Consider the following 13329-nt stretch of genomic DNA (forward strand, 5'->3'; position numbering starts at 1 on the left):
CTCAGAGCCTGCGAAGTCCACTCAGCACCCTCTCAAGCAGCGCGCGGTCGGGCTGGCCGGTGCCGTGCCCGGAGCCGTAGACGCGGATCTTTCCCTGGTCGGCGAGGTCGCTGAGCAGGACGCGGACCACGCCCAGCGGCATTTTGAGCAGCGCGGAGATCTCCGCGACGGACCGCATCCGGCGGCAGAGCTCGACGATGGCGCGCATCTCGGGCATGACCCGGTCGGCCCAGTTGCCGGAGGTCAGCTCGCGGCGCTCCTCCGGCGCCTCCAGCGCGGCCACGAACGTCTCGACCAGCAGGACGTGGCCGAAGCGGGTGCGGCCGCCGGTGAGCGAATACGGCCGCACGCGCGCGGGTTTCCGGTCCCCGCCTCGCGTGGGGAGTTTGGGTGCGGTACTCACTGAGCGCTCTCCATCGACTTGCGCAGTTCACTGCGGAGTTCGGGGGTGAGGACATGGCCGGCCCGGCCGACGAAGAGCGCCATGTGGTAGGCGATGACGCTCATGTCGCAGTCGGGGGTGGCGTGCACGCCGAGCAGCGAACCGTCACTGATGTAACTGACGAACAGACTGCCCTCGTCCATGGCGATCATCGTCTGCTTGACCGTGCCGCCGTCCATCAGCTTCGCCGCGCCGTTGGTGAGGCTGCCGACGCCGGACACGATCGTGGCCAGGTCGGCGCTGGAACCCCGCGGACCGCGGTGCCCCGCGGCCTCAGCGGTCCCCTCCGCCAGGTGCGGGTCGGAAGCCAGCAGCAGCAGGCCGTCCGACGACACCACGGCCACGGACCGGATGCCCGGCACCTCGTCGACCAGATTGGACAACAGCCACTGCAGATTCCGTGCCTGATGACTCAGTCCGTAAGCAGTGGGCGCTTGCGCCTTCAATCGCGTGCCTCCTCGACAACGTGACTCTCTCCCGGGGCCCCCGCTCCGTCGGTGTCCGTTTGTGGGATGGTCTGTTCGGCCGTGCGCTCCGCGATCTCGGCCTCCACGTCCCGGCGGCCTTCCCGCGCGCCCTGCTGGAAGCCGCCCAGCCGGCGCCGCAGCGCCTCGGCGTTCACCCCACCGCCCTGCCGCGGCGCGCTCGGCGGCCGCTGTGCCACGACGCGGGGCGTGCGCTTGGGCAGCCCCATGTCGGTGAGCCGCCGGACGGGCGGCTCCTCCTCGGCGTCCTCGGCCCGGCTGTGCTCGGCACTGTCACCCTCGACCGGGGCCGGCGCGGCCGGGGCTTCGTCGGCGACGTACGGCGACCGGCCGACCGGTACGGCACCGGTCTCGGGGCCGCCGTCGGGGTCACCGGAGAAGTCCGGCACGCCGGTGCTCGGCGCGCCCGGGGCCTGCGCGGCCGGGGCGGTCCCGATGCCCGCCTCGTCGATCGTCCGCTCCGCGGCCTCGATCAGCGGGTCCGTGAACGGGCCCGTGAGGGAGTCCGGCAGAGGATCGGTGAGGGGGTCGGGCAGGGGGTCCGTGAGGGGGTCCGGCACCGGGCCCCTGAGGGATTCCGGCAGGGGGTCCGTCAGCGGGTCCGTCAGCGGGTCACCCATCGGAGCCGGTGCGGGCCGCTCCTGGTGCTGCGGCTGCTGGGCCGGAGCCTGCTGGGGCTGCTGCGGCTGGGCGTGCTTCGGCTGCTGCGGCTCGGCCTGCTGTTCCCGCTGCGGCGGCAGCACCCGCTGGCCGCGCGGCGGCAGTGCGTTGGAGTTGGCCTCGGCGACCGAGCCCGGGAGGGTCGGTCCGGTCTGCACCGTGCCCGGCTGCGCGGCCGCGGCCGGCGTCGGACGGGTCGGCAGGATGGACTTCGGCAGGACCACGACGGCGGTGACGCCGCCCTGCTGCTGGTCGCGCAGCTGGACGCGGACGCCGTGCCGCGCGGCGAGCCGTACGACGACGTACAGGCCGAGGCCGAGCGCCTCGTCGACCGTCTCCGAGGACGTCGCGGTCTCCGGGTCCGCCAGCCGCTGGTTCAGCTCCGCCATCCGCTCGGCGGTCATCCCTATGCCCTGGTCCTGGACCGAGAGCATCAGCTCACCGCTCTCCAGCAGCCAGCCGGAGAGCTCGACGTGGGCGTCCGGCGGCGAGAACGCCGTGGCGTTGTCCAGCAGCTCGGAGACGAGGTGGCTGACGTCGTCGGCGGCGAAGCCGGCGATCTGGGAGTGCGGCGGCAGCGACTGGATGCGCACCCGCTCGTACCGCTCGATCTCGCTGATCGAGGCGCGCAGCACGTCCAGCAGCGGCACCGGCACGGCGTTGTGGTTGCTGTGCTCGGAGCCGGAGAGGACGAGGAGGTTCTCGCTGTTCCGGCGGACGCGCGCGGCGAAGTGGTCGAGCTTGTAGAGCGTTTCCAGCCGCTCGGGGTCCTGCTCCTTCTCCTCCAGGCTCTCGATGACGGCGAGCTGGCGCTCGACGAGGCCGACCGTACGCATCGCGAGGCTGACGAACCGGTTGTTCACGCCGGAGCGCAGCGCGGCCAGCCGCTCGGTGAGGTCGGCGCGCTCCTCCAGCAGTACGTCGCGCTCGGCGGCCAGCCGCTTGCGGCCGCTCGCCATCCGGGCGCGCTCGCTCTCGGCCTCGGCGGCGGTCCGCGCCAGCTCGGCGACCTGCGCGTGCAGCGCGTTGACGGAGCGCACGGTCTGCGCGTACTCGTCGTTGCGGCCCTTGTACTCGATGGACTGCTCGTCGGCCGGGTCCTTGGCGACCCGCGCGGCCCCGCGGCGCAGCGCGGACAGCGGCTGGGTCATCGTGCGCGCCGCCCAGATGCTGATGCCGACGGCGAGCAGCAGGCAGAGCCCGACCAGCCCGATGCGGATCTCCAGCGAGGTGACGTCGTCGTCCCGGAGCTTCGCCATCGCCTTGACCTCGGCGGTGCTCAGCGAGGACTCCACGCTGCGCATCAGGCCGACGCGGGTGGCGGTGGTGGACTCGATGCGCTTCCGGTCGAGCTGGAGGTCCAGGGGGTAGAGCCGGGGCTGGTCGGTGAGCTTGTCGAGATAGCGCTCGGCGGTGTCGACGTCGGTGCCGTTGACCGTGCGGTCGTAGCTGTCCCTGGTGTCGTCACCGGCGTTCTGCGCGAAGTCGGCGAGCGAGGCCAGTTCGCGTACGTGCGACTGCTGGGCCGCGGCGGACAGGTCGGTCTCCCGGCCCTCGCTCGCCAGCCCGGCGAGCAGCAGCGCGCGGGTCGCGGACGCCTGTTCGGTGGCGCGGGCGAGGAGCGGCAGGGCCTCGGCGTGGGAGCCGGCCGCGGTGGCCCGGGGCGGCACCCGGCGGGCGATATCGGCCGAAATGGCGTCCAGTGCCTGAATGGTGGCAGTGTAGGACTTGAACGTGGCCAGGGCGCCGCCCGCGCCGATCAGCCCCTGCTGACGGACCTTGGGCAGCGAGTCGAGCAGCTTGCCGGCGTCGCCGAACGCCGCGGTCTCCGCGGAGCTCTCCGCCGCCTCGGCGCGCAGGTCCTTGATCTGCCGGTCCACGCGGGCCCGCTGGGCCTCCGAGACGCCGCCCCCGGCGCGCGTCGTCCGGCCTCCCGCGACATACACCGTCATGGCGTCGCGCTCGTCGGCGAGGGAGTGGGAGAGGGTCACCGCGCGGGCGTTCAGCTCGCCGAGGTCGACCAGCTCCTGGGAGCCGTCCACGTCCTGCGTCGCCGAGGCGATGACGGGCGTGCCGACCGCCATGACAGCGACGGCGACCACCGCCACGGCCCCCATGAGCCTGTTGCGCACGCGCGCGGGACGTCCGCCCGCGCGGTCACCGTCCGTACCGGACCTGGCCGGGTCGGCCGGTGTTCCCGGCTCCACCACGTCACCCCGAAGCCGCTTCTTCCGCACCGCTGCTCGCAATCCTGTCTCGCCTGCCCACGCCGTGTGTGGCCTTGCGGACCCGGCCGATCTCCCCGGAAGGCGGATCTGCGGCGCATCCTCAGCACCTCACGCCCCCGCCGGGCAGACAGTCCGGCTGTGCGCGTCGCGATGAGGGAATGGCCCCACCCATGATCCGGAATACGACCATTTCACCGGCGCCGCGCGGTGGCCCGGCAACGCCTGCCCGGCCACCTGAATGAGTGAACATCAATCGGAAGTTGACCATCAACTTCCGCTGTGGGGCGCAACAGTAGGCCATCGGCGGGCGGGTTTGGAGAACCGTCCGGGTCCTGGCAGGATGCCCGCCCGCATTTTACGGAGCGGCGCTTTGACCCCTCCCGGGGCCGGAATTGGCGGCGTTGGCGCGCCACGCCCCCGATTCCCCGCATTCCGGGCGCCCTTCTCCGGCTCCTCCCCCGGTCGTTCCCGTCGCTCCGGCATGCTTGCTCGCATGCGTATCGAACTCGCCACCGAGCCCGGCGACCCCCAACGCCCCAACGAGGACTACGCATCAGTAGCGCTGCCCGCTTCCGGGCAGGGCGGCGTCCTCGTTCTGCTCGACGGCGTGACGCCGCCGCCGGAGGACTTCGGGTGCCGCCACGACGTGCCGTGGTTCACCGCGCGCCTCGGGGGCGCGATGCTCGAACTGTCCGGTTCGCTCCGCGACATGACGCTCGCCGAAGCGCTCTCCGAAGCCATCGGGCGCACCGCCGCAGCCCATCGCGACACGTGTGACCTTTCTCACAGGCGGACACCGCAGGCGACGGCCATCGCCGCGCGCTGGTCCCCTTACGCCGTGGAGTACCTCGTACTGTCCGACTCGGCGCTGCTCATCGAGGCGCCGGACGGCACGGTCGAGGCGGTACTGGACGAGCGCCTCGAACAGCTGCCGGCCGCGGTCGGCGAGCTGCGCGCCGCGGTACGTGCGCTGCCGGAGGGCTCCGCCGAACGGGCGGCCGCGGCCCGTGAGTACGTCGCGGCGGTCGAGGCGCTGCGCAACGCCGAGGGCGGCTTCTGGACCGCGGCCGCCGACCCTTCGGTGGCGGCGCGCGCGGTCACCGGCACCGTGCCGCGCGACCGGGTCCGCTCGCTGACCGCGCTGAGCGACGGGGCCGGGCGGTGGGTGGAGGTGTTCCGCGAGGGCTCGTGGGCCGACTGCCTGGGCGTGGTGCGCAAGGAGGGGCCGCAGGCGCTCATCGACCGGGTGCGGGCGGCCGAGAACGCCGACGCGGACGGGCTGGACTTCCCGCGCGGCAAGATGCACGACGACGCGGCGGTGGTGTTCGCGGAGCTGTGACCGGGGGCGGCGCCGTCAGCCCTGGTCCCGCTCGCCTTCCTGTGCCTCACCCTGTTCCTGCACCTCGTCCTGTTCCTGCGCTTCATCCTGCTCCGGCTCTTGTTCATCGTTCAACCGATGGAGCAGGCGCGCAAGTTCGGCGATCTCCCCTCGGTCCCAGGAGGCGAGCCGGCGGGCATAGCGGTCGCGCCGGGCGCTGCGTACCCGGGTGAAGCGGGCCAGCCCCTCGTCCGTGAGCCGGACCAGGACGGCGCGCCCGTCGGCCGGGTCCTTCTCGCGGGCCACCAGGCCCAGATCGTCCAGGGCCCGCAGCTGACGGCTGATGGTCGCCTTGCCGACGCCGAAGTAACAGGCCAGTTCGGTGGCGCGCTGCTCGCCGGCCTCGGCGAGCCGGAGCAGCAGGCCGTACGCCGAGGGCTCCAGGTCGGGGTGGACCTCGCGGGCCATCTCACCGGAGGAGGCGCGGGCGCGGCGCAGGAATACGGCCAACTCGTGTTCCAGCGACAGAAAGAGGTCGTCGATGGCGCCGGGCCGCTTCGCCGCCGCCCCGTCGGTTCCGGTGTTGTGCACGTCAGCGCCCTTTCCCGTTTTCCGGACGATGGAAGAATTTTTCAGCGGCGGCCGATTCCGCAGCTGAGCCAGTATTTCGCAGGATTAGACCAACGGAATCATCCGGTCCCCCTTTCCGCGCCTGTTCTACGCGCGTATCGTCCTTTATGGCATGACCACACCAAGTCGGCCCCTTCCCTCCCAGGTCCCACCGAGATCTACGGAGTCACGTATGCGCGTGCACAGATCCGGCCCGGCCCGCCACCTCCGGCGCCCCACCGCCACGGTGGCCGGAATCCTCCTCACCCTGCTCGCCCTGCTCTGCGGCACCGTCGGCACCGCGACCGCCGCCGGGCCCGCCGCCACCCCCGGCCAGGACGCGCCGGAGCCCACCCATCCCGGCCAGGACTGGGCCGGCTCGCAGGTCGCCAAGCACGAGGGCGGCACGGGGGCACCCGTCGCGCCGTCCGTCCAGGCGTCCGTGGAAGGCGTGGACGTCAGCGGCCATCAGGGCAACGTCGCCTGGTCGACGCTGTGGAACAGCGGGGTGAAGTTCGCCTACGTCAAGGCGACCGAATCCACCAGCTACATCAACCCGTATTTCGCTCAGCAGTACAACGGGTCCTACAACGTCGGCATGATTCGCGGCGCCTACCACTTCGCGCTCCCGAACACCTCCTCCGGCGCGGCCCAGGCCAATTACTTCGTGGACCACGGAGGCGGCTGGTCCAGGGACGGCAAGACGCTGCCCGGCGCGCTCGACATGGAGTACAACCCCTACGGCGCCACCTGCTACGGCAAGAGCGCAACCGCCCTGGTGAACTGGATGAAGGACTGGTTCGCCACCTACAAGGCACGCACCGGACGGGACGCCGTGCTCTACACCTCCACCAACTGGTGGAAGCAGTGCACCGGCAACTACGCGGGCTTCGGCAGCATCAACCCGCTGTGGATCCCGCGGTACGGCTCCTCGGTGGGTGAACTCCCGGCCGGCTGGGGCTTCCACACCATCTGGCAGTACACGTCGACGGGGCCGACCGTGGGCGACCACAACCTCTTCAACGGTTCGTACGACCGTCTCCAGGCGCTCGCGAACGGGTAAGAGGCCGACAGGGCTCCCCCACCGTGCCGCGCGGACCTGCGCCGGGCCCCTCCCGCAGGCCCTCGCGGCACGGCGCCCTGTCTCCCCCTCCCCCTTGCGCGTCTTCGAAAGAGGCTCCCCCCTATGCGCATACGCCGGTGCATCACGCTGCTCTCCACACTCTGCACGGCCCTCGCGGTGGCCGTGCCCGCCTCCGCCGCATCCGCCTCCCCCACGTCCCCCACCTCTTCGGCCGACACCGACCGACACCACGCCGGCTCCACGCTCCGCGCCCACGAGGGCGCCGCGTCCGGCCCGGCGGCGCAGCCGCTCGCCGGGGTGGCCGGCATGGACGTCAGCAGCCACCAGGGCAATGTGAACTGGGCAGCGGCCTGGCGCGCCGGCGCCCGCTTCGCCATCGTCAAGGCCACCGAGGGCACCAGCTACCGCAGCCCCAAGTACGGGCAGCAGTACGGCGGGTCCTACAACGTCGGCATGATCCGCGGCGCGTACCACTTCGCGATCCCCAGCTCCTCCTCCGGCGCCGCCCAGGCCAACTACTTCGTCGACAACGGCGGCGGCTGGAAGGCGGACGGCCGGACGCTGCCGCCCGCGCTGGACATCGAGTACAACCCGTACGGCGCGACCTGCTACGGCCTGAGCCGGGCGGCGATGGCCGCCTGGATCGGCGACTTCAGCAGGACGGTGCACGCGCGTACCGGGCGGCACCCGATGATCTACACCTCCACCAACTGGTGGCGGCAGTGCGTCGGTGACAACGGGTCCTTCGGCATGAACCACCCGCTGTGGATCGCCCGCTACTCGTCCTCCCCCGGCCCCCTCCCGGCCGGCTGGTCGGCGCACACCATCTGGCAGTACTCCGACCGCGGCCGCTTCCCCGGCGACCAGAACGTCTTCAACGGTTCCCTGGACCAGCTCCGGAAGCTGGCGACGGGGTGACTACCGTCCCCGGCACAGGGCGAGGCCCGGAGCTCCCGCGTGGCGGGGGCTCCGGGCCTCGTCTCAGGGTGTTAAGCCGCCACCGGCACCTCCGGTGAAGCCGACGTGGACGCCGGGGTCAGGGCCAGTTCCAGGACCTGGCGGACGTCGGAGACCGGGTGGACGTCGAGCTTTTCCAGAACCTCGGCGGGGACGTCGTCCAGGTCGGCTTCGTTGCGCTTCGGGATCACGACGGTCGTGATTCCCGCGCGGTGCGCCGCGAGGAGCTTCTGCTTGACGCCGCCGATGGGCAGCACCCGGCCGGTGAGGGAGACCTCGCCGGTCATCGCCACGTCGGGCCTGACCTGACGCCCGCTGAGGAGCGAGGCCAGGGCCGTGGTCATGGTGATGCCCGCGCTCGGGCCGTCCTTCGGGACCGCGCCGGCCGGTACGTGCAGGTGCACGCCGCGTTCCTTCAGGTCGCCGACGGGCAGCTCCAGCTCCGCGCCGTGCGAGCGGAGGAAGGAGAGCGCGATGTGCGCCGACTCCTTCATCACGTCGCCGAGCTGGCCGGTGAGCTGGAGACCCGAGCCGCCGGTCTCGGCGTCGGCGAGCGACGCCTCGACGTACAGCACGTCGCCGCCCGCGCCGGTCACGGCCAGGCCGGTGACCACACCGGGCACCGCCGTGCGCCGCTCCTCCGGGTCCTGCGCGGACTCCGGGACGTGATGCGGCCGCCCGATCAGCGGGCGCAGCTCGTCCACGCCGACGGTGAAGGGGAGGTCCTGTTCGCCCAGTTCGTGCTTGGCCGCGATCTTGCGGAGCAGCCGGGCGATGGACCGCTCCAGATTCCGCACGCCCGCCTCGCGGGTGTACTCGCCGGCCAGCTTGCGCAGCGCGGCGTCCTCGATCACGACCTCGCCGGGCTCCAGACCGGCCTTCTCCAGCTGGCGCGGGAGGAGGTGGTCGCGGGCGATGGTGACCTTCTCGTCCTCGGTGTAGCCGTCGAGGCGGACCAGGTCCATGCGGTCCAGGAGCGGCTCCGGGATCGCTTCGAGGACGTTGGCCGTGGCGAGGAAGACCACGTCGGAGAGGTCGAGCTCGACCTCCAGGTAGTGGTCGCGGAAGGTGTGGTTCTGCGCCGGGTCGAGCACTTCGAGGAGCGCCGCGGCCGGGTCGCCGCGGAAGTCGGAGCCGACCTTGTCGATCTCGTCGAGGAGGACGACCGGGTTCATGGAGCCCGCCTCCTTGATGGCGCGGACGATGCGGCCGGGCAGCGCGCCGACGTACGTACGACGGTGGCCGCGGATCTCCGCCTCGTCCCGCACGCCGCCGAGCGCGACGCGGACGAACTTGCGGCCCATGGCGCGGGCGACGGACTCGCCGAGGGAGGTCTTGCCGACGCCGGGCGGACCGGTCAGGGCCAGCACGGCACCACCGCGACGCCCGCCGACCAGGCCGAGGCCGCGGTCCGCGCGGCGCTTGCGCACCGCCAGGTATTCGGTGATCCGCTCCTTCACGTCGTCCAGGCCCGCGTGGTCCGCGTCCAGGACGGCGCGGGCGCCCTTGATGTCGTACGCGTCCTCCGTGCGCTCCGTCCACGGCAGCTCCAGGACGGTGTCCAGCCAGGTGCGGATCCAGGAGCCCTCCGGGCTCTGGTCGCTGGACCGCTCCAGCTTGTCGACCTCCTTGAGCGCCGCCTTGCGGACCTCCTCGGGCAGGTCGGCGGCCTCGACGCGGGCGCGGTAGTCGTCGCTCTCGTCGTCCGCGTCGCCGTTCAGCTCCGACAGCTCCTTGCGGACCGCCTCCAGCTGGCGCCGCAGCAGGAACTCGCGCTGCTGCTTGTCGACGCCCTCCTGGACGTCCTTGGCGATGGACTCGGCGACGTCCTGCTCGGCGAGGTGCTCGCGGAGCGCTTCGGTGGCGTCCTTGAGCCGGGCCACCGGGTCGGTCGTCTCCAGCAGCCGGACCTTCTGCTCGGTGGTCAGGAAGGGGCTGTATCCGGAGTTGTCGGCGAGCTGGCCGACGTCCTCGATCTGCTGGATACGGTCCACGACCTGCCAGGCACCGCGCTTGCGCAGCCAGCTCGTGGCGAGCGCCTTGTACTCCTTGACCAGTTCGGTGACCGCGCCGGGCAGCGGGTCGGGGACGGTCTCCTCGACCGTCGTGCCCTCCACCCAGAGGGCCGCGCCGGGCCCGGTCGTGCCCGAGCCGATCTTCACGCGTCCCAGGCCGCGGATCAGCGCGCCCGGGTCGCCGTCGGACAGCCGGCCGACCTGCTCGACCTTGCCGAGCGTGCCGACGCCCGCGTACGTGCCGTCGATACGTGGAACGAGCAGCACCCGTGGCTTGTTACCGGGTGAGGCGGCGGCCTGCGCGGCCTCCACCGCGGCGCGTACGTCCGCGTCGGACAGGTCCAGTGGCACCACCATGCCCGGCAGGACGACCTCGTCGTCGAGGGGCAGCACGGGCAGGGTGAGCGGTGTGGACGTCGAAGCCATGATCTCCCCTTCGGCAGGCAAGTTGAGCTGTACTCACTCAATGGTCATGAGCCGATGAATGTTCCCCGGGCATTGTTCGCTGTGAGCGATCAGACGCGGACGCGCGGTACGAGGCGCCCGAAAGGGACGCGCGTAAGGGGCGTACAGGCTCATAAAGTGGGGCCCGTCCGGCATCCATCCCGACTCCGGAGGCCCCGCACCCATGTCAGCCCCGTACGCCACCGACGAGACGCCCGTCACGCTGGAGCGCCGGGACGGGCCGTACGGAGAGGTCGTACTGCGGCGGCGGGGCCCGCACTTCGAGATCATCGCCAACGGGTGCTTCCTGATGGACACCTCCGACGGACGGTCGGAACGGCTGCTGATCGACGCCGCGCTCGCGGCGCTGCCCGGTGACCGCGCGCGGCCGTCCGTACTGATCGGCGGGCTGGGCGTCGGCTTCTCCCTGGCGCGCGCCGCCGCGGAGCCGCGCTGGGGCCGGATCGCGGTCGTCGAGCGCGAGGGCGCGGTCATCGACTGGCACCGCGAGGGGCCGCTGGAGGCGGTGTCGGGGCCGGCGCTGGCCGACCCGCGGACGGAGATCGTCCAGGCCGATCTGGTGGCGTACGTACGGGAGGGCGCGGGCGCGGAGACCTATGACGCGCTCTGCCTGGACATCGACAACGGGCCGGACTGGACCGTCACCGAGGACAACGGCGGCCTGTACTCCCCGGCCGGACTGGCGGCCTGCCGGGACCGGCTGACACCGGGCGGCGTGCTCGCCGTCTGGTCGGCGCAGCCCTCCCCCGCCTTCGAGGACGCGCTCCGGAATGCCGGGTTCAGCGAGGTTCGCACCGAAGAGATCCCCGTTGTCCGAGGCGTCCCCGACGTGGTCCACCTCGCGAGGAAACGCGCGTAGCCGCGGGTCACATAGTGCCTTTACGCTGCTGCCCAGCAGTATGCGACCACTCAGTACAACGAGTCAGCACAGCAGTACAGCAAGTCAGTACGCCAGTACAGCAAGTCAGAACGCGACCACGCACGGGGAAATTCAGGGGCGGGCGATGGACCAGACTCAGACCACCCACGGCGCCGCGGCGGCGGCCACGCCCGGCGCCCAGCGGCGGGTGCTCGTCGTCGAGGACGACCCGACGATCGTGGACGCCATCGCGGCCCGGCTGCGCGCCGAGGGCTTCCAGGTGCAGACCGCCGTCGACGGCCCGTCGGCCGTGGACACCGCCGAGGCGTGGCAGCCCGACCTGCTCGTCCTCGACATCATGCTGCCCGGCTTCGACGGCCTGGAGGTGTGCCGCCGGGTGCAGGCCCAGCGGCCGGTCCCAGTGATGATGCTCACCGCGCGGGACGACGAGACGGACATGCTGGTCGGCCTCGGCGTCGGCGCCGACGACTACATGACCAAACCGTTCTCCATGCGGGAGCTGGCCGCGCGGGTGCACGTCCTGCTGCGCCGCGTCGAGCGGGCCGCGCTCGCCGCGCACACCCCGCGCAGCGGCATCCTGCGCCTCGGCGAGCTGGAGATCGACCACGCGCAGCGCCGGGTCCGGGTGCGCGGCGCCGACGTGCACCTCACCCCCACCGAGTTCGACCTGCTGGTCTGCCTCGCCAACACCCCGCGCGCCGTGCTCTCCCGTGAGCAGCTGCTCGCCGAGGTCTGGGACTGGGCGGACGCCTCCGGCACCCGTACGGTCGACAGCCACATCAAGGCGCTGCGCCGGAAGATCGGCGCCGAGCGGATCCGCACGGTGCACGGCGTCGGTTACGCGCTGGAGACCCCGCCGGCATGAAGTCGGCCCTTCCCCTGGCGCGTGAGCTCTGGCAGCGGGCCTGGGAGGCGATGCGCCCGCTCGATCCGTACCGGTCGGTCAAGGCGGCGCTCGGCGCGCTGGTCACCGTTTCGGTGATCATCACGACGCTGCTGGTCCTCGTCGCGTTCCACTCGGCGACGGAGCTGCGGGTCATCACGGTCTTCTCGATCATCGCCTCGCTGCTGATCACCCAGTTCGTCGCGCAGGGGCTGACGGCCCCGCTGGACGAGATGACGGACGTGACGCGGGCGATGGCCGCCGGGGACTACACCCGGCGGGTCCAGGGCAGCCGCCGGGACGAGTTCGGCGAGCTGGCCGACGCCTTCAACACGATGGCCGCCGATCTGGAGGCGGTGGACACCCACCGCAAGGAGCTGGTCGCCAACGTCTCGCACGAGCTGCGCACGCCGATCGCCGCGCTGCGCGCCGTATTGGAGAACGTCGTCGACGGTGTCTCAGAGGCCGATCCGGAGACGATGCGCACCGCGCTGAGCCAGACCGAGCGGCTCGGCCGCCTGGTCGAGCACCTGCTGGACCTCTCCCGGCTGGACAACGGGGTCATCCCGCTGCACGCCCGCCGCTTCGAGGTCTGGCCGTACCTCTCCGGGGTGCTGAAGGAGGCCAACATGAGCCGCAGCGCCTCCACCCTGGCCGTCGGCTCCAGCCACCACAGCCGTACGGACGTCCATCTCCACCTGGACGTCTCGCCCCCGGAGCTGACCGCGCACGCGGACGCCGAGCGGCTGCACCAGGTCGTCGCCAACCTGATCGACAACGGCATCAAGCACTCCCCGCCGCACGGCCGGGTGACCGTACGGGCGCGCCGCGGCGAGGGCCCCGGCAGCCTGGTCCTGGAGGTACAGGACGAGGGGCCCGGCATCCCGGCGTCCGAGCGGCACCGGGTCTTCGAGCGGTTCAACCGTGGCGGCCCCGCGCCCTCCGGCCCCGGCACCGACGGCGGCACGGGACTGGGCCTGGCGATCGCGCGCTGGGCGGTGGATCTGCACGGCGGGCGTATCGGAGTGGCCGAATCCCCACGTGGCTGCCGTATCCGCGTCACCCTTCCGGGGACCGGTCAGGCCGCTCCTTGACGCCCTGTGACGTAGGGTCGGTGGTGGAACCACTCATTCGGGGTGTTCCCCGTGTCCCTGCCGGGGGTGCGATGGCGATGCCGCCTACCCAGGCGCGAGCAAACCACGCATGTTTCCCGCCATCTCCTTCCCCGAAACCCACCGCTAAATGTGACGTGCGCGACGAGTACCCCTCCCGGACTGCAGCATTGGTCGACAGAGGCGTAGCC

The 13329-nt window shown here is 72.0% G+C and carries 11 protein-coding genes; 6 read left to right on the forward strand and 5 right to left on the reverse strand.

Annotation, left to right across the window (positions count from 1 at the left end):
- Position 1: 1 nt before the first annotated feature.
- From IF04_RS0119060 to IF04_RS0119070, 3 genes are read right to left on the reverse strand one after another with little or no spacing between them, the layout of a single operon-like run.
- Entirely contained in the window at positions 2–403 is a 402-nt protein-coding gene (locus IF04_RS0119060) for a DUF742 domain-containing protein (protein WP_030258778.1), read from the reverse strand.
- A complete protein-coding gene (locus tag IF04_RS0119065; protein WP_030258782.1) occupies positions 400–888 on the reverse strand; it encodes a roadblock/LC7 domain-containing protein in 489 nt (162 codons plus the stop codon). Before IF04_RS0119065 ends, IF04_RS0119060 begins: the two co-directional genes overlap by 4 nt.
- A complete protein-coding gene (locus IF04_RS0119070) occupies positions 885–3719 on the reverse strand; it encodes a nitrate- and nitrite sensing domain-containing protein (RefSeq protein WP_030258784.1) in 2835 nt (944 codons plus the stop codon). The genes IF04_RS0119065 and IF04_RS0119070 overlap by 4 nt, the downstream gene beginning before the upstream one ends.
- Before the next feature lie 589 nt (positions 3720–4308).
- Here IF04_RS0119070 and IF04_RS0119075 point away from each other — a divergent pair.
- Complete coding sequence (locus IF04_RS0119075; protein WP_030258786.1) at positions 4309–5154, forward strand: hypothetical protein; 846 nt, start codon at positions 4309–4311, stop codon at positions 5152–5154.
- 15 nt (positions 5155–5169) lie between these two features.
- On the opposite strand, the gene IF04_RS0119080 is transcribed toward IF04_RS0119075, so the two are convergent.
- Positions 5170–5724, reverse strand: a complete 555-nt coding sequence (locus IF04_RS0119080) for a MarR family winged helix-turn-helix transcriptional regulator (RefSeq protein WP_078600471.1) — start codon at positions 5722–5724, stop codon at positions 5170–5172.
- Between the two features lie 211 nt (positions 5725–5935).
- Here IF04_RS0119080 and IF04_RS0119085 point away from each other — a divergent pair, with 211 nt between their 5' ends.
- Both IF04_RS0119085 and IF04_RS0119090 read left to right on the forward strand, forming a co-directional pair.
- Positions 5936–6805: a lysozyme gene (locus IF04_RS0119085; RefSeq protein WP_030258788.1), complete on the forward strand. Its 870-nt coding sequence runs from the start codon at positions 5936–5938 to the stop codon at positions 6803–6805.
- 123 nt (positions 6806–6928) lie between these two features.
- Positions 6929–7744, forward strand: coding sequence for a lysozyme (locus IF04_RS0119090; RefSeq protein ID WP_030258790.1), 816 nt, complete (start codon positions 6929–6931; stop codon positions 7742–7744).
- 71 nt (positions 7745–7815) lie between these two features.
- Here the strand turns inward: IF04_RS0119090 and lon are convergent, their stop codons facing one another.
- On the reverse strand, positions 7816–10224 hold the full coding sequence (lon, locus tag IF04_RS0119095; protein WP_030258792.1) for an endopeptidase La: 2409 nt from the start codon (positions 10222–10224) through the stop codon (positions 7816–7818).
- Between the two features lie 202 nt (positions 10225–10426).
- Here lon and IF04_RS0119100 point away from each other — a divergent pair, with 202 nt between their 5' ends.
- From IF04_RS0119100 to IF04_RS0119110, 3 genes are all read left to right on the forward strand, one after another.
- Positions 10427–11122 (forward strand): spermidine synthase family protein, encoded by a 696-nt coding sequence (locus IF04_RS0119100; protein WP_030258795.1) that lies wholly within the window; start codon positions 10427–10429, stop codon positions 11120–11122.
- Positions 11123–11267: 145 nt separating this feature from the next.
- Positions 11268–12008 (forward strand): response regulator transcription factor, encoded by a 741-nt coding sequence (locus IF04_RS0119105; protein WP_030258798.1) that lies wholly within the window; start codon positions 11268–11270, stop codon positions 12006–12008.
- Entirely contained in the window at positions 12005–13120 is a 1116-nt protein-coding gene (locus IF04_RS0119110) for a HAMP domain-containing sensor histidine kinase (protein ID WP_037959901.1), read from the forward strand. Before IF04_RS0119105 ends, IF04_RS0119110 begins: the two co-directional genes overlap by 4 nt.
- Positions 13121–13329: the final 209 nt, after the last annotated feature.

Source organism: Streptomyces violens (assembly GCF_000717745.1).
Taxonomy (GTDB): Bacteria; Actinomycetota; Actinomycetes; order Streptomycetales; family Streptomycetaceae; genus Streptomyces; species Streptomyces violens.